The 22,970-nt window shown below is 69.3% G+C and carries 28 protein-coding genes and 2 pseudogenes; 10 read left to right on the plus strand and 20 right to left on the minus strand.

Going from position 1 to position 22,970, the window contains the following annotated elements; translation table 11 throughout:
- Positions 1-164: 164 nt before the first annotated feature.
- From mobC to OG214_RS22095, 3 genes are all read left to right on the plus strand, one after another.
- Positions 165-581 carry a plasmid mobilization relaxosome protein MobC gene (gene mobC, locus OG214_RS22085; RefSeq protein WP_363080158.1) on the plus strand — a complete coding sequence of 139 codons (417 nt, stop codon included), beginning with the start codon at positions 165-167 and terminating at the stop codon, positions 579-581.
- A complete protein-coding gene (locus OG214_RS22090; RefSeq protein WP_405985708.1) occupies positions 578-2,332 on the plus strand; it encodes a relaxase/mobilization nuclease domain-containing protein in 1,755 nt (584 codons plus the stop codon). The genes mobC and OG214_RS22090 overlap by 4 nt, the downstream gene beginning before the upstream one ends.
- Before the next feature lie 116 nt (positions 2,333-2,448).
- Complete coding sequence (locus OG214_RS22095) at positions 2,449-2,844, plus strand: hypothetical protein (RefSeq protein WP_405985709.1); 396 nt, start codon at positions 2,449-2,451, stop codon at positions 2,842-2,844.
- A gap of 19 nt (positions 2,845-2,863) precedes the next feature.
- Here the strand turns inward: OG214_RS22095 and OG214_RS22100 are convergent, their stop codons facing one another.
- Together OG214_RS22100 and OG214_RS22105 are read right to left on the minus strand one after the other, a co-directional pair.
- Positions 2,864-3,847: a restriction endonuclease gene (locus OG214_RS22100; RefSeq protein ID WP_363080155.1), complete on the minus strand. Its 984-nt coding sequence runs from the start codon at positions 3,845-3,847 to the stop codon at positions 2,864-2,866.
- Between the two features lie 91 nt (positions 3,848-3,938).
- The gene (locus OG214_RS22105) at positions 3,939-4,169 is read right to left on the minus strand and encodes a hypothetical protein (protein WP_363080154.1); all 231 of its coding nucleotides are present in this window, start codon (positions 4,167-4,169) and stop codon (positions 3,939-3,941) included.
- Positions 4,170-5,166: 997 nt separating this feature from the next.
- On the opposite strand from OG214_RS22105, the gene OG214_RS22110 reads away from it, so the two are divergent.
- Together OG214_RS22110 and OG214_RS22115 are read left to right on the plus strand one after the other, a co-directional pair.
- Positions 5,167-5,430: a hypothetical protein gene (locus OG214_RS22110; protein WP_363080153.1), complete on the plus strand. Its 264-nt coding sequence runs from the start codon at positions 5,167-5,169 to the stop codon at positions 5,428-5,430.
- Positions 5,431-5,440: 10 nt separating this feature from the next.
- Positions 5,441-6,349: a helix-turn-helix transcriptional regulator gene (locus OG214_RS22115; protein WP_363080152.1), complete on the plus strand. Its 909-nt coding sequence runs from the start codon at positions 5,441-5,443 to the stop codon at positions 6,347-6,349.
- A 106-nt stretch (positions 6,350-6,455) separates the two neighbouring features.
- Here OG214_RS22115 and OG214_RS22120 read toward each other — a convergent pair whose 3' ends face one another.
- The 9 genes and pseudogenes from OG214_RS22120 to OG214_RS22160 form a co-directional block, all read right to left on the minus strand.
- Positions 6,456-6,584, minus strand: coding sequence for a hypothetical protein (locus OG214_RS22120; protein WP_363080151.1), 129 nt, complete (start codon positions 6,582-6,584; stop codon positions 6,456-6,458).
- Positions 6,585-6,862: 278 nt separating this feature from the next.
- The gene (locus OG214_RS22125) at positions 6,863-7,192 is read right to left on the minus strand and encodes an esterase (protein WP_363080150.1); all 330 of its coding nucleotides are present in this window, start codon (positions 7,190-7,192) and stop codon (positions 6,863-6,865) included.
- Between the two features lie 92 nt (positions 7,193-7,284).
- Entirely contained in the window at positions 7,285-7,497 is a 213-nt protein-coding gene (locus OG214_RS22130) for a hypothetical protein (protein ID WP_363080149.1), read from the minus strand.
- A 49-nt stretch (positions 7,498-7,546) separates the two neighbouring features.
- Positions 7,547-7,822, minus strand: coding sequence for a hypothetical protein (locus OG214_RS22135; protein WP_363080148.1), 276 nt, complete (start codon positions 7,820-7,822; stop codon positions 7,547-7,549).
- A complete protein-coding gene (locus OG214_RS22140; RefSeq protein ID WP_363080146.1) occupies positions 7,801-8,100 on the minus strand; it encodes a hypothetical protein in 300 nt (99 codons plus the stop codon). The genes OG214_RS22135 and OG214_RS22140 overlap by 22 nt, the downstream gene beginning before the upstream one ends.
- Complete coding sequence (locus OG214_RS22145; RefSeq protein WP_363080145.1) at positions 8,097-8,267, minus strand: hypothetical protein; 171 nt, start codon at positions 8,265-8,267, stop codon at positions 8,097-8,099. Before OG214_RS22145 ends, OG214_RS22140 begins: the two co-directional genes overlap by 4 nt.
- 57 nt (positions 8,268-8,324) lie before the next feature.
- Positions 8,325-8,675, minus strand: coding sequence for a DUF317 domain-containing protein (locus tag OG214_RS22150; protein ID WP_363080144.1), 351 nt, complete (start codon positions 8,673-8,675; stop codon positions 8,325-8,327).
- A gap of 311 nt (positions 8,676-8,986) precedes the next feature.
- Positions 8,987-9,789 (minus strand): annotated as a pseudogene (locus OG214_RS22155) (IS5 family transposase); the annotation flags it as partial.
- Positions 9,790-9,825: 36 nt separating this feature from the next.
- The gene (locus OG214_RS22160) at positions 9,826-10,410 is read right to left on the minus strand and encodes a DinB family protein (RefSeq protein WP_363080143.1); all 585 of its coding nucleotides are present in this window, start codon (positions 10,408-10,410) and stop codon (positions 9,826-9,828) included.
- Positions 10,411-11,520: 1,110 nt separating this feature from the next.
- Between OG214_RS22160 and OG214_RS22165 the strand changes: the two genes are divergently transcribed.
- A complete protein-coding gene (locus OG214_RS22165) occupies positions 11,521-11,760 on the plus strand; it encodes a hypothetical protein (RefSeq protein ID WP_363080141.1) in 240 nt (79 codons plus the stop codon).
- 129 nt (positions 11,761-11,889) lie between these two features.
- On the opposite strand, the gene OG214_RS22170 is transcribed toward OG214_RS22165, so the two are convergent.
- The 8 genes from OG214_RS22170 to OG214_RS22205 all read right to left on the minus strand — a co-directional run bounded on the left by OG214_RS22170 (position 11,890) and on the right by OG214_RS22205 (position 18,145).
- Positions 11,890-12,303, minus strand: coding sequence for a DUF317 domain-containing protein (locus OG214_RS22170; protein WP_363080179.1), 414 nt, complete (start codon positions 12,301-12,303; stop codon positions 11,890-11,892).
- A gap of 155 nt (positions 12,304-12,458) precedes the next feature.
- Positions 12,459-13,304, minus strand: coding sequence for a DUF317 domain-containing protein (locus OG214_RS22175; RefSeq protein ID WP_405985710.1), 846 nt, complete (start codon positions 13,302-13,304; stop codon positions 12,459-12,461).
- A 124-nt stretch (positions 13,305-13,428) separates the two neighbouring features.
- Positions 13,429-14,301, minus strand: a complete 873-nt coding sequence (locus tag OG214_RS22180) for a winged helix-turn-helix transcriptional regulator (RefSeq protein WP_405985711.1) — start codon at positions 14,299-14,301, stop codon at positions 13,429-13,431.
- A gap of 1 nt (position 14,302) precedes the next feature.
- Complete coding sequence (locus tag OG214_RS22185; RefSeq protein WP_405985712.1) at positions 14,303-14,890, minus strand: hypothetical protein; 588 nt, start codon at positions 14,888-14,890, stop codon at positions 14,303-14,305.
- 45 nt (positions 14,891-14,935) lie between these two features.
- A complete protein-coding gene (locus OG214_RS22190) occupies positions 14,936-15,391 on the minus strand; it encodes a hypothetical protein (RefSeq protein WP_405985713.1) in 456 nt (151 codons plus the stop codon).
- Complete coding sequence (locus tag OG214_RS22195; protein ID WP_405985714.1) at positions 15,388-15,687, minus strand: DnaB-like helicase N-terminal domain-containing protein; 300 nt, start codon at positions 15,685-15,687, stop codon at positions 15,388-15,390. The genes OG214_RS22190 and OG214_RS22195 overlap by 4 nt, the downstream gene beginning before the upstream one ends.
- Positions 15,688-15,989: 302 nt before the next feature.
- Positions 15,990-17,414, minus strand: coding sequence for an ATP-binding protein (locus OG214_RS22200; RefSeq protein ID WP_363080137.1), 1,425 nt, complete (start codon positions 17,412-17,414; stop codon positions 15,990-15,992).
- A complete protein-coding gene (locus tag OG214_RS22205; protein ID WP_363080136.1) occupies positions 17,411-18,145 on the minus strand; it encodes a response regulator transcription factor in 735 nt (244 codons plus the stop codon). Before OG214_RS22205 ends, OG214_RS22200 begins: the two co-directional genes overlap by 4 nt.
- A 166-nt stretch (positions 18,146-18,311) precedes the next feature.
- Here OG214_RS22205 and OG214_RS22210 point away from each other — a divergent pair, with 166 nt between their 5' ends.
- The 4 genes from OG214_RS22210 (at position 18,312) to OG214_RS22225 (ending at position 21,543) form a co-directional block, all read left to right on the plus strand.
- The gene (locus OG214_RS22210) at positions 18,312-19,676 is read left to right on the plus strand and encodes a ferric reductase-like transmembrane domain-containing protein (RefSeq protein WP_363080135.1); all 1,365 of its coding nucleotides are present in this window, start codon (positions 18,312-18,314) and stop codon (positions 19,674-19,676) included.
- 11 nt (positions 19,677-19,687) lie between these two features.
- Positions 19,688-20,128, plus strand: coding sequence for an FMN-binding protein (locus OG214_RS22215; protein ID WP_363080134.1), 441 nt, complete (start codon positions 19,688-19,690; stop codon positions 20,126-20,128).
- Positions 20,121-20,888 carry an FAD:protein FMN transferase gene (locus tag OG214_RS22220; protein ID WP_405985715.1) on the plus strand — a complete coding sequence of 256 codons (768 nt, stop codon included), beginning with the start codon at positions 20,121-20,123 and terminating at the stop codon, positions 20,886-20,888. The genes OG214_RS22215 and OG214_RS22220 overlap by 8 nt, the downstream gene beginning before the upstream one ends.
- Positions 20,889-21,024: 136 nt before the next feature.
- Complete coding sequence (locus OG214_RS22225) at positions 21,025-21,543, plus strand: DUF2231 domain-containing protein (protein ID WP_405985716.1); 519 nt, start codon at positions 21,025-21,027, stop codon at positions 21,541-21,543.
- A 383-nt stretch (positions 21,544-21,926) separates the two neighbouring features.
- On the opposite strand, the pseudogene OG214_RS22230 reads toward OG214_RS22225, so the two are convergent.
- Positions 21,927-22,948: pseudogene (locus OG214_RS22230) on the minus strand (glutathione-independent formaldehyde dehydrogenase).
- Between the last annotated feature and the right edge of the window lie 22 nt (positions 22,949-22,970).

Raw genomic sequence — 22,970 nt, forward strand, 5'->3', positions numbered from 1 at the left:
CCCCCGAACCTTCGCGTGAGTCCAAGTCGGTTCCTGGCGGAGCAAGTTGTGGGGTAAGGAGTCCTTACCCCGCTCCCGCCCCGAAGGGGGCGGGAGCTTCCCGTCCGGCAGCGGACCCAGGGGGGTCCGCTGCCGAACGGGAAGACGGCCCAGGGGTGCCGTCGATGGAGAAGCAACCCCTGCCGCCCGCTGCCGTCCGTGCCGCGCCCCGCCGCCGACTGCGTCAGAGCTCCTTGCGTCCGTACCGTGTCTGCCCCCGCTTCAGCGAAGCCGAGTGGACCACCGTGCAGGAAGCGGCCGACGCCGCCGACCTTGCCCCCGGCGGCTATGCCGCCGCAGCCACGCTCGCTGCCGCGACCAGTGCCAGCCCCACTGCCGCGGTTGCCGATTACCGGCGCGGCGTGCAGGAACTGATGGAGTCCAACCGACAGCTCGCTGCCGTCGGCAACAATCTCAATCAGGTCGCGCACTTCCTCAACTCCGGCGGCCAGCCTGCCAGCGACCTCCGCCAGCTCCTGCTCCATGTCGATACTGCGCTGGCCGGTGTCGATGATGCCGTGGCCTGGCTGGTACGCCGGTGATCCCCAAGATCCGTACCGGCGCGGGCGGTACGTACAGTCTGATCCGCTACCTGTTCGGGCCCGGCAAACGCGACGAGCACACCGACCAGCACCTGGTCGCCTCCTGGAACGACTACGCCCCCGACCCCGGACGTAACCCGCACCACACCATCGCCCAGCTCGCAGGCCAGCTCGACCAGTCCGTCAAGGCCCTCGGCGACCGCGCACCGGCCACCACGATCTGGCACTGCTCGGTCCGCGCCGACCCCGGCGACCGCCACCTCGATGATGCCGACTGGGCAGCCGTCGCTCGCCGCATCGTCCGGGCCGTCGGCATCGCACCCGAGGGCGACACCACCGCCTGCCGCTGGGTCGCCGTCCGTCACGCGCAGGACCACATCCACATCGCCGCCACCCTGGTGCGTCAGGACGGCCGCCGGGCCGGGCTGGAATTCGACAAGCGGAAGGCGCAGGCCGAGGCCCGCCGTATAGAGAAGGACTACGGCCTGCGGCAGCTCAACCCGGGGGACGGTACCGCCGCCAAGGCCCCTACCAGTCAGGAGCGGTTCAAAGCCGAGCGCCACGGCCGGGCCGAGACCCCGCGCGAGACGCTCCGCGAAGCCGTCCGCCAGGCCGTAGCCGGAGCCGCCACCGAAGACGAGTTCTTCACCCGGCTCGGCGAGAAGGGCCTGCGGATCAAACTCACCCGAGGGTCTTCCGGGGATGTCCTCGGCTACGCGGTCGCGCTGCCTGGCGACCGTAACGGCAGCAACGAGCCGGTGTGGTTCGCGGGCTCCACCCTCGCCTCCGACCTCTCCCTCCCCCGAATCCAGCGCCGCCTCGACAGCGCAACCCCCGCCAAGACCGGGCCGCCGGAGACCGGCGCCGCCGAGCCGGAGTGGTCACTGCCCGCCCGGGAACGGCGTACCGCCACCGGGATCGCCGAGCGCGCCGCGATTGTCCTGGACAGCGACGAGGACGAAGCCGCCGCCCAGCTCGTCGGCGTCGGCGAACTTCTCGACGCCCTCGCACAGACCTCCCCGGCCGCCACCCGCGCTGAACTGGGCGCCGCTGCCCGCGTCTTCGAGCGCGCCACTCGCAGTCATATCCGCGCCGAACACGCCGACACCCGGGCCATCCGCGCGGCGGCCCGGGGCATCATCCAGGCCGGCGGCGCACTCGGCCGGGGCGAGGACGGCGGCGCCACCGCCATGCTGCTGTCCACCCTGGTCCTCGTCGCCCTCGCCGTCGTCCGCTGGCACTCCGCCCGCGGACACGCCCAGCAGGCCGCCGCCTCCCACCAGGCCGCCGAGCACCTGCGCTCCGCCTACCGCCAGGCCGCCACCACACCCATGCGAACCCTGCGCGCCCAGGGCCGCGCCCTGCCCGAAACCGAACGCCGCAGGCACGAAGCCACCATCCGGGCCGCCCTGCCCGACAACACCACACACGCCGGAACCGGGACGAAGACTGACGCCCTGGCCGCCACCCTGGCCCACGCCGAACAGGCTGGCCACGACACCCGCGCCCTCCTGCAGCAGGCTATCGACATGCGCGAACTGGACACCGCCGAGGACGTGAACGACGTCCTGGTCTGGCGACTGCGCCGCCTCGCCCACCTCCCCGCACACCCAGGCGAAACCGCCCACCACCCGAAGGCCGACACCGGCCGTACCAAACCTGCGGCCAACAGGACCGGCGTACGGACCGTACCTCCGACGCCGACTCGCCCGGCCACGCCGGACCCGCACAACCGCCCGCCGCGCCGCTGACCAGCAGTCCGGCAGGCTCACCACCGGCCTGCCGGAGCACGCGAAACCTCTGGACAACCGGCTCCGCTGACTGTTACGGATGGCAGAGAAGGCCCTCGACCGGGAGAAGGACGCCCGTGCTCAGAACGACCGACCACACCACAGAGACGACCCCCGTCCTGCCCGCAGCCCCGGCCGGAAGCGACCCCCTGCGGCAGCTCCAGTACGAGACCCGGCCGCCCAGCGGCCCCGGCGCCACACGCGGCCTCAACCACCCGCAGGAACTGTCCTTGCGGGGGATCCCCGTCCGGTGCTCGGCCTGCCGAGCCCGGCGCGACTGGCTGCTCATCAACCAGCGCTGCCACGTCTGGGTCCGCTGCCGCTGCACCAACCAGTGGCTCGAACCCGAAATCACCCGCGCCGACTTCGACGCCATGATCGCCATCCCGAACAGGACGCACTACCCCAGCCTCGAACAGGGCCTGATCGCCATGGGTTTCGACGGCGCGTTCGCCGGCACCTACCTGGAGTAAGGGACGGGCGGGTCGCTGGTCAGCCGGTGGTGGAGAGTTCGAGCACCTCAGCCAGCGGCTGACCCCACGTGGCCCAACGTTCCAGTTGCGTCGCCTCCACCAGATGGATGCGCTGGTCCTCTGCGAATCGCCGTGCGGGCAGTGAGAAGAGGACGTTGGTCATCGCGACCACGATATCGGCGCCATGAACTTGCCGGGCCGTCCCGTTCAGCCGTTGGAGGTCCGGTGAGCCAATGGCCGCGCCGTTCGTCCGGTGCTTGCACTGGATGACCACAGTTGCGCCGTCCGGCCCGACGGCGATGACGTCGGCGCCCAGGTCCCCGGCCCCTCCTCCGGAACGCCTGACGTGGTAGCCGTCACGACGGACGAGATCGGCCGCGAGCTGCTCGAACTCACTGTGATGCAGCGCGTCGATCTGAGCCAGGGACATGCTGGCCTCAGAGCGGATGAACGCTATCCGGTGAGCATCGAGCCGGGCGACGCGGTGAAGTTCCTCGATGTCCGCTTCCAGGAGTGCGTCGAGCCGGTCATCCGCCGCGCCGTACTGGCGCCACAGCGGCATCATGGTTTCAAAGTGAGTGGGCGCCGTGTCCTTTGCAGCTTGCTCGTGGAGGAACTTCGCCGGCATCCCGAAGTTCTTCCTCATTGCCATGAAGGCTGCCCGGCCCTCCTCCAGAGCCTGTTGGGCCTCGAGGAGTTCGTCCGTCAACTTCTCGACCATGATTCCGGCCGCTGCTCTGCAGGCATCGGCGATCGACTTGGGCGTGTCACCAAGCGTTGCGTTACGCCGGGTTATCGCCTCGGCTTGCTCACGGGACACACGTTCCACGTGCTTGGCAAGAGCCACGACTATGTTCCGTGCGACCGTGGCCTCCTCTGCGAGGACTAAGGCCGCCAGCAGATCGTCTTGGGTTGCCTTGCCGATGTGGTCACCCATGAATCGGCGAAAGTCCCTGTCCACATACCGGTGCGGCCGGATCGCACCGCCCTCGTTGATGATCATACGAGGACCGTATCTGCCGCCACTGACAGTGGCACTCAGCGTGCATGTCTACTGCATGGTGCGAGATTCTGCGACACCTGTACCGACGCGCTCAACCACGGTGGCTGTTCTTGGGGAGTTGGCCCCGGAAGTCGCAGCCGGGGCATTCGTCTTCGCCCTGGATGTGGCCCTCGTACCAGCTGTGGACGGCGGCGTGGAGGATCGCCTCGTGCACGGTGGCCTCGCCGTTCTCGACCGATGCGATGGCGTTGCCGACGATCACGCGGAGCACGGTGCTGTCGGGTGAGGGGAACGGCGGGGACGGCATCGGTGAGTCGCTCATGAGCGTGAGCCTACGGGTGACTGGGACGACCACCAGCCGGAATGAGACTTCTGGGAGAGCAAGGCAGCCTCCGCCCGACGCCGCCGGGAGCGAGACGCTGCGGTGGCTGTCGAGGCCCTGCGGCTGACGCGCGAGAAATGCTGGGCCGCCGACCAAGGCGCACATCGACCGCAAGCGGCAGGCCGAGGCCAACGTCGACGAGCGCCTGGGCTACGTCGGCGACAACTCCGTAGCCGTCCCCGACGCCCGGCAGGCCCGCCGACAAACCCCCTGACAGACCCGCTCCCCAAGCCGCAGACAGGCCACTATAGACCTGTTCCCCCCACAGGCTATAGGGACCTGTCCTCGGTGCAGCCGTCAGCGGGTCGTACGGATGCCCTGGAAGCCGGGCCCGAGGCCGCGCCGCTTCTGAGGCCGCTGCGCCCCGACACCGTCACCGCAGCGTCGGCCTCCAGAGTTTGGTTGCGCACAAAGAGCCGGTACCGCATCTGCGGTACCGGCTCTCGGCGATCTCACGCTGCAACGCAAGACCGTACAGTCCCTGTATGGCGTGCGGTTGGAGCCAGCAGCAATCAGGGCAGGGCCCGCCCCCACTCGGTGCAAGCCCAGATGCGCGGATGGTGGCAACAACCAGCTACATCGTGCAACCACGATCGGCGCGTGCACGCATCAACCCGTTCACTATCACGTGGGACCGACACTGTTTTGGATCTTGATTTAGACAACGAAGTCCCAGGTCACCGATACGTATGCAGTGTGGCGCTGACTCAGCGTGTCAATTTTCGCATGAATTTGCACCCAGGCAGACGGAGACAGAAATGCATCAACTCCCCCCGAACGACAGTGGGTAGACGCTCTGGGCCCTTGGCTGCTGACACCATCATGTCCACGCACCACGCAGAGGGCGGCTGCAACCGCCCGTGGTTCGTGCCCGGTTGGAGTCAGCAGTAGTGTCCGGCGGCCAATGGCCGCCGGACTCAATAAACAGGGAGGCCCCGTGCCGAAGTCCCGTCCCGTCACCTGTGTGGAGAACGGAACCCCATCTCCCCGGCGCCTGAGCGGCGCCGAGGCCGTCGTCGTCATCGTGATCATCGCCATGGCGGCAGCCCTCGTCACGATCGCGGGGATGACGCTGTCCGTCGTACTGCAACTGCTCGTGGGTGCCGGCTTGACCGCCGTCCTGATGGTCGGTCTGCTCACCGGAACCTGGGCCCAGGGGCTTCGTAGCACACTGCGGGCCCTGCTGGCCCCGGCCGCGTGAGGTGACCATAGTGTGCCGTCCCGAGAAACCACTTACCACCAGCAACAAGGCACTGCGCGAACTCCAGGATTGGCTGCGCGACCAACGAAAGCGCACCCAGCAGGGCTACCGGGCACTGTCAGTGCGGGCCGGCTGCCACGCCACGACGCTCCAGCGCGCCGCCTCCGGTGAGACCGTGCCCAAACTACAGACCGTACTCAACTACGCTCGGGCGTGCGACGCCTCACCCGAGGAAGCCCGGCGTCTGTGGAGGCAGGCCCGCTATGAGCAGACCCGCCGGGCACGCGGCGGCCGAAGTGTGCCCGCCCCGCGCCCGGAGTTCATCCGCGACTTCATCGACCTGAGCGCGGCCCTGCAGGACCTGTACGAAAAGGTCGGCTCACCAGCGCTGCGCGCCATGGAGCAGCGTGCGGGCAAGTACGGCTTCCTGCCGCGAAGCACGGCGCACCGCATCGTGACCAAGCGGGCGATGCCACACAGCCTCCAGCAGTTCCAGGCATACCTGCGGGCCTGCGAGGTGCCGGAGGCGGACTGGCCAGGCTGGGAGGCCGCCTGGACACGTGCGTGGCGTCACGAGAAGTTCGACGACTTCGCCGCCCTGGGCACCATCTCGCCAGACGCCGAGCAGCGGAACTGGTTCGCTGTGGTGGACCCGGAGGAGATAGTGAAGAAGGGTGCGGAGACGCTCCACACAAGCATCGAGAGCCAGCTTCAGGAGTACTACGAAATGGAGCTCTTCGTGCCGCGCGACGGTGCCCGCAGCCGGGTATCTTTCCCAGTGAGACTCCGTGACCAGGTCCAACGCGTGCGGCAACGCGGACCGGGGCCAGCGTCTCGTCACGTTCCCGGGCGGCCCGTGCCAGGACAACTGGCCTGCGTCATCGGCGAGCCCGAACCAGAGGCCCCTGCCTTCTCCTGAAGGCTGCCGAGTCATCGCCGGAGAGGATAGACGCGACTAAGGCCTGGGGCGGACCTGTTGGGACTAGCAGGTCTCGCCCCAGGCTGAGCGGCGCAGTTCGGGTTCGTCAGGTAAGGCCGACCGAGGCGTTGTCGTCCCAGCCGTCCTCGCACCGTACATAGCCGAGCATCGACCGGGAGTGCTGGGCCCAGTCGCCCTGGTCGGCGATTTCGTGCTGTGTAGGTCGCTGCGGCATTCCCGGCCGAGCGGCTTCCAGCTCTGGAAGGTGGCCCCGGTCGGCATGCTGGTGTCGTCGGGTTCGGGCAGGGTTCCCCAGCTTTTGCGGCTGCGGGCGGCCTGGACGGTGATGCCCAGGTGGGCGGCGGCCTCCGGGTACCCCGGAATGGCTGTTTATCGGCCGTCGTCTCCTCCTGCTTTCGTCAGCGTTGAGCGTACGTACCGTCCGGGTGGCTGGGGATACGGCGAGGGCCGCCCCGTGCCGGTCGGCGCGGGGCGGCCCTTGTGGGGTGCCGGTCAGGTCCTGGCGAGGCGGTTGGAGAGGTCCAGGGCGGCGGTGGCCACCCCGAGGGCGGCGCACAGGCCGGTGACCTCGTAGAGGGTGGGGCGGACCAGGTGCGGCCAGGTGCCGGGGGTGTTGGGCCAGGTGGCGAGGAGGACCTCGGTGGCGGGCAGGCCCAGGTGGGCGGTGATGGTCCAGCTTGCGGAGGAGGCGGGTTCCCAGTGCAGGCGGATACGGCCGGGAGGAAGTTGCGGGGCGTCCGCCGGGAGCCAGATGACGTCGAGCGGGCCGTCGGGGACGGCGGAGACGCGGTGGACGAGCGCTCCGCATACGCCCGGCGGCATGGGCCGCAGGGCGAGGCCGTGCAGCGGGTGCGGCGTGGAAGGCCGGTGTGGAGCCGGGATGCGGGTCTCCTGTTCGGGGTCGAGTGGCTGGGTCAGTTCCAGGCGAGGGCGTCGCGGACGGGGGAGGGAAGATAGTCCTCCTGGCCGTCCTCGGCGATGAAGACGACGCCGTCGCGTTCGATGACGTCGGCGGCGATGAAGTGGGTGAAGGGCCAGTCGGGGTTGACGGCGAGCCGGACGGGCAGGCCGGGGTCCACGGTCTGGAGCTGGCGGATGAGGTGGCCGACGGTCAGGTATTGCGGCAAGGGGAACCTCCAGGAGCGGGGCGGGCAGGACGGATGTGCTGGCGCGGTGTTACTGCGGGTCGAGGCGGAGCAGGTTGCGCAGCACCTCCGGGCCGGCGCCGTTTTCCTCCTTCTGGTAGGTGGCGAGGTGCCGTCTGCGGCATTCGTTGACGTAGCCCTTGCCGGGGTGCTTGATCTCCCAGGTACCGCAGGAGCAGACGGCCTGCGAGTAGAAGCGGCCGGGGCAGTCGGGGTGGAGCGGTTTGCCGGTGACGGTGTGCTTGTGTTCGGGCGGGCAGATCGAGTCGTCGGCGTGGTGGTTGGTCAGCGGAGCGCGGTGCGGCAACGGGGGTTCCTCTCGGTCGGGGTGGGGTCCGGTCGGTTCGACGTCCGGACCAGCGAGCAATTGGGGCGGGGTCGGTCGAACAGCCGGCAGGAGTGCATCGGCAGCGTTTCGTTCTCGGTCTCCAGCACCACCAGGCCGTCCTTGACCAGGCGGGCCGGGGATGTGCCGACCACGGGGTCGTGGAGTTCCCGGGCGCGGAAGGGCGTTGTGGATTCCTCGCGGTGTATGGGCTGGAACCGGTCGGCCGGGTTCGGTGGGCCGTAGGCGTGCGCGGTCATTCGGCGAAGTCGCGCTGCCACTGGCGTCGTTCGGCACGGCGGGCAGTGCGACGGCGCACGGTCTTGGTACGGCGGCCGTACTGACCGGGTAGGTAGAAGCAGGTGCAGCGTCGGGCGTAGGCGCATGTGCGGCGGTAGCCGGGGCGGGTGGCCAAGAGCATGCGCATGGTCGGAACCTCCTGTCGGTCGGTGCTGTTCGGGATCAGGGCGGTGCGGAGGCGGAGTCAGCGGTGGGCGGCGACGGCGGCGACGGCGGCGATGAATCCGGCGACTGCCTCGGACGGCGTGTCGGGGCCGAACTCCTGGACCCAGGGCTCTCCTTCGGCGGGGACGACCCTGACCTGCCAGACGATGTCGCGCTTCCACGCGGACGGGTCCTCGGGGAGCCAGCCGACGTAGACGCGCCGGTCCGGGCTGGTGCAGTGCACGTTGGCCTCCGGGGTGTCGACAACGGCCCAGCCGAGCCCGGCGAGCAGGTCGAGGACGGGGCCCGCGCAGTGGTCGCTGGAGAGCCACGCGCGGTCTTCCACGGCGGGGCGGACGACGTCGGGCAGGAGGGTGCTGGAGGTGTTCACGGTGAGACGATCCCTTCGTTGACCTGCGGCTTTTCCCGGCACCCGTACGTTGACATGGGGTGCGCGGAAGCACGTAGTCATTTCCCGGGGGTAGGTGTCTGCCGTGGGCGAACTCGTCCCGGCCGTGTTCTAGAACCAGGGCTCGATCCCTGTCCCCATTAGCGCGGTGATCACATGCGCAGCGCGGGACCTTCTCCGACGATCCCTGTCGACGGCGGTAGATTGAACTCGGAACCAGCAGCGGTTGACCCGCTGAATGTGTTGAGATAAAGACACTCAGAGGGTGTCTCACGTGGCAAGTTTGGCGAGCTTCTTGAGCAGGTCAGGGCAGCGGCCGGGCCGAGGAAGGCGAGGAAGCGCGAGCCCTTGCGTTCGTATCGGATGGTCAGACGGCGGGAGCCGAAGAGCCAAGCGATCGACCTCTCGATCTTCCAGCGGTGCCGACCAAGGCGTTCGCCGGACTCGATGCCTGGCCGCGCGATGCGCGCGACGAGTCCACGCTCGCGCAGCCAGCTGAGGTGCTCCGCAGAGAAGTACGCTTTGTCCGCGCGGAGTTTGACGGGCCGGCGTCTCCGTGGTCCCCGACGGGACCGGACGGCGGGGATGCCGAGGATGAGCGGCTTGAGGGCGAGACTGTCGTGCAAGTTCGCACCTGACACGGCGACGGCGAGCGGGACCCCCTGGGCATCGGACAGCACGTGCAGTTTGCTGCCCTTCTTGCCGCGATCGACCAGGTTCGGCCCCGTCAGCGATCCCCCCTTTTGGCGCGCACTGAGGCCGCGTCGACGATCGCCGAGGTCCAGTCCACCTCACCCCGGGCCCCGAGTTCGTCCAACACCGCCCGATGAAGCCGACGCCACAGGCCGACCCCGGTCCATACCGTGAAGCGGCGATGCGCGGTGGCGGAGGACGTGCCGAACGTCGGCGGCAGATGCCGCCAAGCACAGCCGCTGGTCAGCACGTACACCACTGCGGTGAACACGGCCCGCTCGTCACGCGGAGCGGTCCCGCCACCTTGCGGTCGAGCCGCGAACGACGGCAGTAGCGGGAGGACCAGCTCCCAGAGCTCATCAGGAACCAGACGCTTCGACAGATCAGCACTCACGGCCGGCATCATGCCGCTCGAGCATCAAGTCACGTGGGACACCGTCTAACCCTTGCCTGATGCGGCCGATCTGGCGGCCTGCTCGATCTTCGCGCAGTAGGCGGCGCGAGCTTCTTCATCGATCTGCATCTCGTGCTCGGGGCGCATCCCGGTTCGGCCGTCGACGCCTTCGCGCAGGATGTCGGCGTGCCCGGCATGCCGGTTGGTCTCGCCGAGGACGTGGACCAGGATGGCGAACAGGTTCGTGTTCTGATAGGGCTCCGGCCACCACGGCACGAGGCCGGGGCCATCAAGGGCAAGCTCGTCGATCGTCGCGTCTGAGTGCTCCCACGTGCGCCGGTAAGACTCGATGATCTGATCCCGCGCCTCGTCCTCAGTCGCCCAGAGATCGCTGCCGTCGTGGTCCTGCCACCGGGGCAGCGGTTCCGGGGAAGGCCGGTCGAAGACTTCACCGAAGTACCTGGCCTCGACGCTGGCCACGTGTTTGACCAGGCCGAGGAGGTTGGTCCCGGTCGCAGTCAAAGGTCGGCGGGCGTCGTATTCGGACAGGCCGTCGAGTTTCCAGAGCAGCGCCTTGCGGTCCCGCCGCAGTCTCCCGTGCAGGTTGTCCTTCGCGAATTCATCGATCATGCGGCATGAGCCTGCCATGGGCTACTCGTGGCCTCAAGATCCCGTACGTGGACCACAGCGACCGGCAAAACCGAAGCCTGGCCAAGGCCACCGCCCTGAGCTGCTACAAGCAGCTCGCGGAACTTGCCACATGAGACAACCTCTCAAACCCGGCCACCGTGGAGTCTTGCGCTACGTCCCCGCCGAGGGCACATACCAGGCCGCCAGATAGCGGCCCTTCTCTTCGCTGGCACCACTACGCCACCCCCGCCGCATTCTCGCCAGCGGGCACGTCACGGTCAGGCCGCCGCAACCTGGACGGTCTTGACCTTCTCTGCATCGCCGCGCGCACCGTGCGAGCCTCTGAGTGTCCTGGTGCTGGTGGCAAGGCGGTGGTAGATCAATATCGAACTCTGCAAGCGCAGCCCCGCGTTGAGCAGTTCGGAGGTTTGCATAAAGGGCCACAGAGGGCCGAAGCTGGTAAAGTTCTTCCTGTCATTGAGGGATAACCATTCGGCCCTGCCATGACAACGGAGGACCGAGCTCCTGCCAGAGTCGGCCCTCCGCGCCGCAGATCACGAGCCCGGTCGCTCATCAGGAGACCGGGCTCTCTGCGTACGTAGCCCGTGCGACCGTCTCATGCGTGGGCGCCCTTAGTGGACGAACTGCCCCACTGTGGCGATGATCGCCACGAGCACGCCTAACGCGCCCAACCCGACCGACCACTTTTCTGGACCGGTCCAGCGCCTATGCGACTTACCCATGTCGGAACTCACCACTGCTTCCTCCCTTTCTCCGAGGCCCTGGCTCTCAGGGTTGTCGCCGAACTCCGCTCAGGAGTGGGCGAGTTCGAGGGAAGAGAGGGGTGAAGCACAGTCAAGAATACAATCGGCGCCAGCAGTTCTGGGTCGCCAACAGCCTCTCGCTACGCTCCGGAAGTGGCAGATGCAGGAAGTTGCTGGGGGTGCACTTCGGACTTCGGAAAACAGCATGGCCGCCACTACGGGCAAAGTCCTGTGCGGCGAGACGCAGCGCTGGCCTGGCTGCTCCGTCGGCGCTCCTGAACCACCCGCCCACCGGCCGGGCCGGTACCGGGCCCTGCGGCTGGTCCTCGCGCGAAAGGATGCACGGATGAGCATCTGGTCCAGCATCGGCACCGACGACATCCAGGCCCTCAACGGCGACGATGCGGCTGCCAACTACCGCGCCGAAGGTGAACCGACCATCGCTATCGATGTCGCCACCACCGGTCACCACGACCACATACGGCTGGCTCTCTACGACGGCTGTCCTGACGTCACCGCACTCCTGTCGCCCGACGCCGCCCGCGCTCTCCGTGATCGGCTCACCTCGGCCCTAGGAGAAGCCTGACCGGGGAGGGTAAGGCGGCTTCGCGAGCCTTCATGGGACGACCTTAGGCTTTCTCGATCAGTGAGGTGGCGTGGCCGAGGGCAGCGGTATCGGGCATGTGTAGCTCCGGTGTGTAACGGAAGGCGGTGGTCAGCGGCTGTGCCCCGGGCGCGGAACCTGCGGAGCCGTTGGTCGGCGCGGCGCCGGGATGAACGGCCGGGTGACGGCGCGCGGCGGTGCCAGGGTGGTGCGGGCGCTGGCGGCTTGGGCGCGGCGGACGTCCAGCGGTGTTGGTACAGGGGGTTTCACCGGGGTGGCGGTGGCCTGGGGCGGAAGGCGGCGTAGGTCGTAGCCGTAGCGGATGACGGGTGCGGGGTCGGTGATGGCGGTGTTGATCGCGGCGACGATTTCGGTGGGGGTGCTGTGCTGGAAGGTGACGAGCCAGCGGGGCATGGCGAAGGGGTCGCTGTAGGCGGTGATCTTCCAGAGTGCGTCGTCTTCGCCTTCGGGGAGGTAGCCGAGGCGCACGGTGTGGTCCGGTGAGGCGACGTAGGCGTTGCCCAGCTCGTCGTGGGTGAGTTTTCAGTCCAGGTCGAGGAGAGGCTGGAGGGCGGGGTCACCGGTATAGGTAGATCCGGCCAGGTAGCGGGGGGTGACGTGGTACTCGCGCCACCGCTCGGAGTCTTCGCTGTAGGACACGGTTTCTCCAGACGAGGCGGTCAGCGATGGCGCGCGGATGCGGGCGCGGCCGGGCTGCCGACGGGCGGTGCGGCGGTTGGTCCCGGTGCGGTGGGAGGGGTGTTCGGTGTGCGGGTGAGAGCGGCGAACCGGCGTGGATCGGGGCCCGCGTTGGCTGGCTGGGCGGTGATGTAGGGGAGGTTCCGCTCGGGGATGGCGTGGAGGGGGCGCTCGACGGGGTCGGTGCTGCTGAGTGCGAGTACGGCTTCGTGTATGAGGTAGAGGGGTGTGGCGCTGGTGAAGTCGGCGTGCCAGCGTTCACCGTTGGCGCGCTCCACGCAGCCGTACATCGTCCACTGCGCGGGTCCGCCGCCTTCCAGCTCGGTGTGGTCGTCGAGGTGGTCCTTGTGCAGTCGGAAGTAGGCGTGCCCGTCCGGCGCGTGCTGGTAGAGGTAGGAGGCGGTGTCTTCGGTGTGCCAGCCGCGGTCGGCGAGGGTGCGGGCGGGGCTGGTGGGTTGGTGGTGGGGGCCGCCGTGGAGGAAGTCGCGGTGGTTGCTGGGCAGCCCTTTGGCGAGGGCGCGGGTGAAGGCCGAGGTGATCTCGGCCGGGGTGTTCTGGCTGAAGGCGGCCGACCAGACCGGCGTGCCGAGCGGCTCGCGGTACTGGGTGATCTTCCAGCCGCCGTACCGGCTTTCGGGGATCGGGGCCGCCAGTGTGTCGCCGCGCGGGCTGATGAACATGGGGCCCGTGGCGGTGTTCACCGTGGTCCAGCCGGCGGTGGACGACGGGGCGTGGATGGTGGCGGTGTCTCCGTGGCCGGCGAGGTAGACGGGGCGGACCAGCAGGCTGGTGTCGGGCGAGGGTTCGTCTGACGGGAGGGGGCTCATGGTGTGGTTCCTGGGGGTGGGGAACGGGCCCGCGCGTGGCCGGAGGCGGACAGTGTGACGGCGCGCGGGCACAGGGGCAGCGGGGATGGCGGGAATGCCGGTCTGACGCTGGAAGCCATACGGATCAACGGCCTCGGCGCGGGGCGGAGTGGGCGGTGACGGCCGCCGGGACCTGCGGCTGCGGCTGGGAGGCGTGGCTGAACAGGCTGCCCGGGGAGGCCGTGGTCCGGCGCAGCGCCGCTGCGGCACGTATCTCCTGCGATTCTGTCCGTGCCCCGGTGTGGGTGCGAGTGGCCGTCGCGGCTGGTGCGGCTGGGGTATGCGCTGTAGAGGTGGGATGGCTCCACTGCTCGACGGCGGCGTAGACAGGACCGAGGGCGCGGCCGGCTTCGGTCAGGGTGTAGGGGTCTCCGTGGCGTGGTCCGGTGCGGGTCACCAGTCCGTCGAGCTGGAGCCGGTTCAGCCGCTGGTAGGTAAGGGCGTTGTCCAGTCCGGCCCCTTCGGCGATGTGGACGAACCGCATGGGGCCGCTGGTGTTGAGGAGCTGGATCACCGCGGTCGTATGGCGCAGGTGCAGACGGCGAAGTGCGTCCTCGATGCGCTCGGCACCGGCTGCCACGCCGAGCGGGACGTGAGCCTGGGACCATTCGGACAGGGTGCGGTGGACCGGTCCGAGCGCGCGGCCGGAGGCGCTGAGTTGGTAGGGGGCGCGGAAACGGGTGTCGGTACGGGTGACCAGTCGCGTATCTTCTGCTCGGCCTGGACGGTGAGGTCGTCCGCGGGTGCGACGCCGGTACGGTCCGGGGTGATGGGCTCGGGCGGGCAGCCGCGTTCGATCAGTCAGCCCTGGGCGAAGGCCATGCCGGGAGGCGTCGGGGTTGGTCTCGGCGTGCCAGGCGATCCGCCCGCCGAGGGCGACCTGCACACCCAGGTCCAGGCCGCCGTACCCGGAGCACAAGGACCCGATCAGCGGGCCGTGCGAGGCATTCGTGCCCATGTCATCGGCCTCGTACGGCCGTTGGGGGGCCCGCGGTCGTGGAGGCTGCCTTCGCGGCGGGCTCCGGTGACGGTGCTGTGTTGGCGACGCCGTGGGATCGGCTGAGTGCGGCCCGGAGCCGTGCGGACGGGGGCAGGAATGTTGTCGAGGCGGCGTGCAGCCTGGTGGCGGCTTCGTGCAGTGCTTCGTCGGCGAGGGAGAGCGCGTCTTCCAGGACGTTGACGGATGCCTCCCGCGCCTCGTGTACCTCAGGCCGGTCGTGTGACGGTTCGGTCTGGGCGAGGAAGGCGAGCTGGTGGTTCACCACGCCCAGAGCGGCGACAGCGTCGCCGGCTGGCTCGATGGCGGAGGCGAACCCGGTGATTACCCGGTCGCTGTGCGGTGCCCGGCCCTGGTCGGTGACACGGAGGAGTACCTCGTTGCTCAACTGGGTTATCAGCTCGCCGAGTTCGGCGATCCGGCGGCAGACGGTGGTGGGTTCGGGTGAGCGGTGCGGGTCGCCGAGTACGGGCAGTTTGCCGCGCTGGGCGTCGAACACGGACGCCATGTCCCGCAAGGCGAGTGCGTCGGTGGCAGGAGTCTTGACCACGGAGTGTTCCAAGGAGTGAGGAGCGGACGGGACGGATCGGGCAGTTCAGATGGGAGCCCGTGATGAAGTCCGCGCGGGGGGCACGCCGGGGAGAGCGCCGGGGTGCTGCGGGGGCTGGGCCGACGGCTGTGGTGTGCTGCGGGCAAGGGCGGCGTGGACCCGGCTCGGCGGGGAGTTGCCGGCCGTCGACGCGGGCGCGGGCGTTGGCCCGGGGGTGCCGTTGGCGGTCCGCCAGCGGGCGCGGATGTCATCGAGGGGGCCGAGGGCGTACAGGGCGTGGCTGATGAGCCGTCCCGGGGCCAGTGCCTCGTCCTCGGCCAGCGCCCGGATGGCGCGGGCGGAGGCGGCAGCGGTGCGGGTGAGAGAGGAGCGCATGATCCGCTCGCCGAGCCACTCGGCGCTCCCGGCACCGCTGCCGTCGCAGATCCCGGCGAACTGGTCAGCGGTCAGTGTGCCGTTGGCGAGCAGGCCGCGCCGCTGGGCCTCCCACAACAGCGTCATCCGGTCGATGGGTTCACCGCGGGGTGATGCAGTGCACCGAGACATCGGTAGAGCTGGGCGTGGGCGGTGTCGGCGAAGTCGTCCGGCCGCAGCCAGCCGGCCACCTCATCCATCGCCCCGGACCGTTCGGCCAGGACCGCCAGCAGGAACCTTTCGTTCTCCGCCACCTCGTCCGTACCGGCGAGCGGGGGCTCGGCGGCTGCGGTGGCGGGCAGTGTGGCGGGGGCTTGGGGTCGTGGTTCGGTTCCCCAGCGGCGTGCGAGGTCGCCGAGCACCCCGGCCAGGACGTCCGCCACCGCCGGCGCAGCACCCCATGCCAGCACACGCCGCCTGACCGCCTCGTCTCGCACTGGGCCCGTCACCGCCATCAACAATTCTTCCGCGGGGACTGCTGCCAACAACAGTCCATAGCTGGCGGTGGCTTCACATACCCGCGCGGCCAGCTGCGACGATCGTGGGGCGGGCGGAGGACGGACCGCCTCCGCGCCGGGACGGACAGGAAGACCAGTTGCCCAGTCCGAGGCCCGTCCTCAACACCGTGGCCCCTGGAACACCCGCTGCCTGGACGCCTCGGTCGCGGAGGCCACACCGGACGGAGTCAGTTGGGGAGAGTCAGGCGGAAGGTGGTGTGTCCGGGGCTGCTGGTGACGGTGGCGGTTCCGCCGTGGGCGGTGACGACGGCGTGCACGATGGAGAGACCCAGACCGGTGCTTCCGGTGGTTCGGGAGCGTGCGTGGTCGGCGCGGACGAAGCGGCCGAAGACTTCGGGCTGGACCTCTTCGGGGATACCTGGACCGTTGTCGCTCACGTCCACGGAGACGCCGGCCTGACCGGTGGTGAGGGCGATGGTCACGGTGGTGCCGGGCGGTGTGTGGGTGCGGGCGTTGGCGAGGAGGTTGCCGATGGCCTGTTGGAGCCGGTCGGCATCGCCGGTGACGGTCACGGGTTCTTCGGGGAGGTCGAGGAGCCAGCGGTGTCCGCGGCCTGCGGCGTGTGCGTCGTCCGCCGCGTTCAGGATCAGCAGGGTCAGGTCGACCGGTTGCTGTTCGAGGGGGCGTCCGGCGTCCAGGCGGGCGAGGAGGAGCAGATCGTCGACGAGGCGGGTCATGCGCTGTGACTCGCCGTCGATGCGTTCCAGGGCGTGTCGGACTTCGGCCGGGACGGGGCCGTGGTGGCGAAGGGCGAGTTCGGCATGGCCGCGGATGTTGGAGACGGGGGTGCGTAGTTCGTGGCTGGCGTCGGCCGCGAAGTGACGCAGGCGTTCCTCGCTGGCCTGGCGTCGGGTGAGGGCGTCTTCGACATGGCCGAGCATGTGGTTGAGGGCGGTGCCTACCTGGCCGACCTCGGTGTGCGGGTCGGTGTCGGGGAGGGGACCGGGCATGGCGACCTCGCCGCTGGCGAGCGGCAGCCCGGCGACCTCCGCCGCCCGGGCGGTGACCTTCTGAAGGGGGTGCAGGGAGATCCGTACCCACAGGGCGCCGGCGGTGCCGGTGGCCACGAGTGCGGTGCCGAACAGTACGGCCTCGACCGCTTCGAGGCGGTGAACGGTCTCTTCCACCGGGTGCAGGAGCAGGCCCGTTATCAGGGTGTCCTGGTCGTCGCCCCGGACAGCCGTGACGCGGTAGGCCCCCAGAGTGGAGAGGCGGATGCTGTGCCCGTTTCCGTCCACGGGTATCCCCTCCAGGGCGCGGCGATCCCCGGGCGTGAGCCGAAGGGGGCGGTCGGTGGCGTCGTCGACGACGGCGGCCTGGGTGACGGTGCCGTTCAGGAGGCGAGCGCCGAAGGTGGATTCGGCCTGGCCCCGGGTGTCGGGGCGGTTGTCGGCGTCGGGCTGGGCCTCGTGTTCCAAGCTGGCGGCGAACCGGCCGCCGGACGCGGAGAGCTGCTCGTCCAGGCGCCCCATCAGGAATCCGCGCAGGGCGAGGGCCGTGGTGATGCCGACGGCGAGGCAGGTGAGGGCGAGCAGGGTGACGAGTCCCGCGGTGAGCTGGGCGCGCAGGGTGCGGGGGGCCGGGCGTCTCATGGAGCTTCCGGTTTGAGGACGTAGCCGACGCCGCGCACGGTGTGGATCATCGAGGTGTGTCCGGCGTCGATCTTCTTGCGCAGATAACTGATGTAGAGCTCGACGATGTGGGCGCGGCCGCCGAAGTCGTAGGTCCAGACGCGGTCGAGAATCTGGTCCTTGGACAGCACCCGGCGCGGGTTGCGCATCAGGAACCGCAGGAGTTCGAACTCGGTACGGGACAGATCGACAGTGGTCCCGCCTCGCCTGACCTCCCTGGCTTCCTCGTCCATGGTGAGGTCCCCGACGGTGAGCCGGCTCGTGCCGGGCTCGGCGGTCATCCCGGCCCGCCGGAGCAGCCCGCGCAGCCGGGCCAGGACTTCTTCCAGGCTGTAGGGCTTGGTGACGTAGTCGTCACCGCCTGCGGTGATGCCGGCGATGCGGTCCTCGACAGCGTCGCGGGCGGTCAGGAACAGTACACACACGCTGGGTGCCTCGCGTCTGAGGGCCCGCATGACCTGGATCCCGTTCAGGTCGGGCAGCATCCAGTCCAGGACCACCGCATCGGGTTGGAAGTCACGGGCGGTGGTGAGCGCGGTCGCGCCGGCCGCGGTGGTGCGGACCTGCCAGCCCTCGCTGGTCATGACTGCGGCCAGGACATCGGTGACGTCGGGTTCGTCGTCGACGACGAGGATCCGTACGGGGTCTCCGTCGGGGCGGTGCAGAAGCGATGTCGTACGCGGCTCGTCCATGGTTCCTTCAGCATCCCCTGGCATGGGCCACGGTGGGGCGAGCCGTGGCTCTGAGTTTCCTCTGAATCGGAGGGCGGGCCGACGGGGCTGTTTCAGAAGGTACACAGAGGTTGGGCTGTGAGGCTGCCCGCCCATCGACGGAGCGAGCCTCATCCGAAGGAGCCCCATGACCACCACGTTCACGACCACCACATATGCGGGCCGCGGTATGCGCCACCGGCTCCCGCGCCGCAGCGCCGTGCCCTTCCTGGCGGCGCTGGTGATCTGGGCCGGTGCCGCCGGGGTGCTGGCCCTGTGGTGGGTCGACACGGCCTCGGTCGTCGGCCCGGCGGGCTGGCTCACCGGCGCCGGACGCATCACCGGACTCCTGGCCGGCTACGCCTGCGCGGTGCTGCTGGCCCTGATGGCCCGCATGCCGCTCCTGGACCACGCCATCGGCACCGACCGGCTCGCTCGCTGGCATGCCCTGGGCGGCCGCTGCACCGTATCCCTGGCGCTCGCCCACACCCTGCTGATCATCTGGGGCTACTCACTGACCTCCCACACGAACGTGGTCAGCCAGACTTCCACGCTCGTCCTGCACTACCCCGGCCTTCTCAGGGGCACGGCCGGCTTCCTGCTGTTCCTGGCCACCGGGATCCTGTCGGCCCGCGCCGCCCGCCGCAGGATGAGCTACGAGACCTGGCACTACCTGCACTTCGCCACTTACCTGGCCGTCTTCCTCACCTTCGGCCACCAGCTCTCCAACGGCGCCGACTTCGTCGGCAACCGTCTCGCCCAAGTGGCCTGGTACACACTGTTCATCACTGTCGCCGCGCTGCTCGCCTGGTACCGGTTCGCCGCCCCCGTCCGGCGCGGACTGCGCCACCGCCTTCGCGTGACCACGATCCACCCCGAAGCACCGGGCGTGGTCTCCGTCCACTTCGCCGGCGAGCACCTGGACGAACTCGGTGGCGAGCCGGGCCAGTTCCTGCGCTGGCGCTTCCTGACCCGCGGACTGTGGTGGACCGCGAACCCCTACTCCCTCTCCGCCCCCGCGCAACCCGGCCACCTGCGCATCACGGTCAAAACCGCGGGCAGCCACAGTGCTGCGCTCGCCCGCCTGACGCCGGGCACCCGGGTATGGGCCGAGGGACCCTACGGCGCCTTCACCGCACACCGTCGTACCGCTCCCAAGGTGCTGCTCCTGGCCGGCGGTGTCGGTATCACTCCCTTGCGCGCACTCTTCGAGACGCTGCCGGGCCAGGTGACCCTCATCCACCGGGCCCGCCGCGCCGTCGACCTCGCCCTGCGCGACGAGATCGACGCGATAGCCGCCCGCCGCAGGGCCACCGTGCACTACGTCGTCGACGAACCGACCGGGTACTCCTCACCCCTTACCGCCCGGGGTCTGAGCGCTTTGGTGCCTGATCTGGCCGCGCACGACATCTACCTCTGCGGTCCGCCCGGCATGGCACAGAGAGCGATCCGGGCCCTGCGCGATGCCGGTGTTCCGGCACGGCGCATCCACCACGAGTCCTTCGCGTTCTGAGGAGAACCGCCATGCGCCGAGCCGTCCTCGCCACCACCGGGATCAGCGCCCTCGTCGTCGCGCTGCTCGCCCTCAAACCCCACCAGCTTCCCGCCCTCGCCGGAGTGTCCCCCCGGTCTCCCACAGCCTCATCCCCGCACACCGCTGCGGGCACCACGCCTGGGTCCTCCACGGGGACGGGCACGTTCACCGGGGATCCCATCGACATTCGGTACGGAACGGTGCAGGTCGCCGTGACCCTCTCCAAGGGAAAGATCACCACGGTCAAGGTCCTCCAGGCCCCGTACCAGAACGGCCGCGACCAGCAGATCACCTCCTACGCGCTGCCCCGCCTCACCCAGGAAGCGCTCGGTGCCCAGAGCGCGCACATCGACGCCGTCTCCGGAGCCAGCTACACCAGCCAGGGCTACATCCAGTCCCTGCAGAGCGCCCTGGACCTGGCTCATGCCTGACCTCGCACACGGACTGCGCCACGTCGAGCACGTCATGGGCACCGTCTTCTCCTTCGACATCCGCGACACGCCCACTACCGCCATCCACGGCGCCCTCGCCGAGGCCGTGCGGAACCTCCACCGGGTCGACGCCGTGTTCTCCACCTACCGGCCCGACAGCCACATCAGCCGCCTCGACCGCGGCGAGATCCGCATGGAGGACTGCCCGCCCGAAGTCCACGAAGTCCTGTACCTCTGCGCACAGGCCACCCACGCCAGCGACGGCTGGTTCAACATCATCCCCGCAGGAACCCTCGACCCCTCAGGGCTCGTCAAAGGCTGGGCCACCGAAGCCGCATCCCGACTCCTCCACGACGCGGGCGCCCATCACACCTGCGTCAACGGCGGCGGCGACCTCCAGCTCCGCGGCCAGGCAGCCCCCGGCATACCGTGGCACATCGGCATCGCCCACCCTCTGTTCCCCGGCAAACTGGCCACCGTCATCACTGTCGGCCACGACTTGGCCGTCGCCACCTCCGGCTCCGCCGAAAGAGGCGCCCACATCATCAACCCGCACCGAGGCACACCCGCCACCGCGTTCGCCTCCCTCACCCTCGTCGGCCCCCGCCTGACGCTTACCGACGCCTACGCCACCGCCGCGTTCGCCAGAGGCGACGGCGCACGGGACTGGATAGAAACACTGGACTGCTACGAAGCCCTCGCGGTCCTGCCCGACGGCCGGGAATGGCGCACACCAGGATTCAGCCGATACGGATCGTGAGAGAGGACACGGACTCGTTCCCGCCAGCGGGAACGCGCGCCTCCGCATCATGGCCTCGGCCTGCTCCACCGAAGGCGGCGCACGAGCCGACCCCGTCCCTTGCCAGTGTCGAACACCGAAAACGAAGGAGCCCTCTGTGGGACTCGATCTGATCAACGGCATCCCCGCACACGTCCTGCTCGTGCACGCCGTCGTGGTCCTGACGCCCCTCACCGCCCTCGCCCTGATCCTCTGCGCCGCCCTCCCCTCGGTCATGCGCCGGTTCGGTCCGGCACTGCCGGCCCTCGCTCTGGTGTCTTTGATCAGCGTGCCGCTGACGACAGACTCCGGCGAGTGGCTGGAGCGGCATGTGGACAGCAACGAGCTGGTCCGCAAGCACACCGAACTCGGCGACGGACTGACCCCTTGGGTCATCGCGCTCTTCCTGGCGGCCACGGCGGTGTGGTGGTTCTACCGCCGCGCCGCCCACCGCACCCTCGGCACGAGGGAATCCAGCAACGGCGTGGTGGCCACGCCTGTGCGCATCGCCGCCGCGGTGTTGTCCCTCGTCATCGGCGTGGGCGCCGTCGTACAGGTCTACCGAATCGGCGACTCCGGCGCCAAAGCCGCCTGGCACGACAGCTACTCCGCCACCGCCCACCCAGATCACAGCTGATACACCCGCCGCGAAGCGCCCCAGCCGGGGCTGCGTCTCCGCGTTCCAGGCCTCGTAGAGGCGCATCGACCCAGTCGAAGAGGGCGAGGATCTTGGCCTGGCTCCGACGGGGGCGTCCAGTGCGAGTCCGTCGGTCTGCACGAACCGGGCCGGTCCTGCCTCGTCGCCCCCGCCGAGGGAGGCCGCCCAGCTCCTCCCGGGCTGCCTTGGACTTGCAGACGCCGGCGACGCCAGTCCAGGTCCGAGTAGTTGTGGCGCACTACCGCGGAGGACGTGCTGGTGGAGCGGTTGCCGGCGGTGGGACCGCGGTCGGTAACCGTGACCCGCGGCCCCTTACTCGACCGCGCCCCAGCTCGCGGGGGATCGCCCCGCCCGCCGGACCGTCAGCGCGAGCCGTCGGGGTGGAGAACGACCTTGGTCCAGCCGTTGTCGCGGGCGTCGAAGTGCTCGTAGCCGTCGGATGCCTGATCCAGCGTCAGTTCGTGGGAGACGATCCACGACGGCTCTGCCTTGCCCGCCTCGATCAGCGTGCACAGTTGGCGGTTGTACGCCTTCACATTGCACTGACCGGTGCCCATGCTCTGACCCTTCATCCAGAACATTCCGTAGTCGAAGGCCACTTCACCTTCCTTGTACAACCTGTCGGGACTGCCCGGGTCCTGTGGGACGAATACACCGACCACGCCGATCGTGCCGGTGGCCTTCACCGACTGCACCAGGTTGTTGAGGGTGAGGTTGGGGTGTTCGTCGCCCTGCGGGTCGTGCGCCTGGTATCCCACGCATTCGCAGCCGCAGTCCGCGCCGAGACCGCCCGTCTCCTCCAGGACGCGGTCGACAGGTGAGCCTTGGGAGTCATCGACGGGGATGGCCCCGATCTGCTCGACGAGCGCCAGACGGTCCGGGTGCCGGTCGACGACCATGATCTTGCCGGCGCTCTTGAGCGTGGCGGACAGCGCGGCCATGCAGCCGACCGGGCCCGCGCCGTAGATGACCACGGTGTCGCCGGGCCGGACACGTGCCAGTTCGGTGGAGTGCCAGCCGGTGGGGAAGATGTCGGAGAGCATCACGTAGTCGGTCTGCTTCTCCCGGGCTTCTTCGGGAAGGACCAGACAGTTGTGGTCACCGTAGGGAACGCGCAGCAGTTCCGCCTGACCGCCCTCCCACGGGCCCATGCCGGCGAAGCCGTAGGCGGCACCCGCCATTGTCGGGTCGGGGTTGGTGGACAGGCAGAACGCGGTCAGCCCTTTTCGCACTTGCGACAGGAGCCGCAGGAGACGTTGAAGGGCAGGCACACCAGATCGCCGACGCGTACGCGGTCGACGCCGCTGCCCACGGCGATGACCTCGCCCAGGTTCTCGTGGCCGAAGATCCGGCCCGTGTCGAAGTCGGTCCTGCCCTCGTACATATGCAGGTCCGATCCGCACAGA

The organism is Streptomyces sp. NBC_00872, from assembly GCF_045161915.1.
Lineage (GTDB): Bacteria > Actinomycetota > Actinomycetes > Streptomycetales > Streptomycetaceae > Streptomyces.

Coding starts and splice junctions, on each gene's coding strand:
- OG214_RS22215 (WP_363080134.1), top strand. CDS start 19,688: ATGCGCCGAGCCGTCCTCGCCACCACCGGGATCAGCGCCCTCGTCGTC.
- OG214_RS22190 (WP_405985713.1), bottom strand. CDS start 15,391: ATGACGCTGTTGTGGGAGGCCCAGCGGCGCGGCCTGCTCGCCAACGGC.
- OG214_RS22140 (WP_363080146.1), bottom strand. CDS start 8,100: ATGACCGCGCACGCCTACGGCCCACCGAACCCGGCCGACCGGTTCCAG.
- mobC (WP_363080158.1), top strand. CDS start 165: ATGGAGAAGCAACCCCTGCCGCCCGCTGCCGTCCGTGCCGCGCCCCGC.
- OG214_RS22120 (WP_363080151.1), bottom strand. CDS start 6,584: ATGCCGCAGCGACCTACACAGCACGAAATCGCCGACCAGGGCGACTGG.
- OG214_RS22180 (WP_405985711.1), bottom strand. CDS start 14,301: ATGGGCACGAATGCCTCGCACGGCCCGCTGATCGGGTCCTTGTGCTCC.
- OG214_RS22210 (WP_363080135.1), top strand. CDS start 18,312: ATGACCACCACGTTCACGACCACCACATATGCGGGCCGCGGTATGCGC.
- OG214_RS22125 (WP_363080150.1), bottom strand. CDS start 7,192: ATGCCGCCGGGCGTATGCGGAGCGCTCGTCCACCGCGTCTCCGCCGTC.
- OG214_RS22145 (WP_363080145.1), bottom strand. CDS start 8,267: ATGCGCATGCTCTTGGCCACCCGCCCCGGCTACCGCCGCACATGCGCC.
- OG214_RS22100 (WP_363080155.1), bottom strand. CDS start 3,847: ATGATCATCAACGAGGGCGGTGCGATCCGGCCGCACCGGTATGTGGAC.
- OG214_RS22200 (WP_363080137.1), bottom strand. CDS start 17,414: ATGAGACGCCCGGCCCCCCGCACCCTGCGCGCCCAGCTCACCGCGGGA.
- OG214_RS22175 (WP_405985710.1), bottom strand. CDS start 13,304: ATGAGCCCCCTCCCGTCAGACGAACCCTCGCCCGACACCAGCCTGCTG.
- OG214_RS22220 (WP_405985715.1), top strand. CDS start 20,121: ATGCCTGACCTCGCACACGGACTGCGCCACGTCGAGCACGTCATGGGC.
- OG214_RS22105 (WP_363080154.1), bottom strand. CDS start 4,169: ATGAGCGACTCACCGATGCCGTCCCCGCCGTTCCCCTCACCCGACAGC.
- OG214_RS22205 (WP_363080136.1), bottom strand. CDS start 18,145: ATGGACGAGCCGCGTACGACATCGCTTCTGCACCGCCCCGACGGAGAC.
- OG214_RS22165 (WP_363080141.1), top strand. CDS start 11,521: ATGAGCATCTGGTCCAGCATCGGCACCGACGACATCCAGGCCCTCAAC.
- OG214_RS22160 (WP_363080143.1), bottom strand. CDS start 10,410: ATGATCGATGAATTCGCGAAGGACAACCTGCACGGGAGACTGCGGCGG.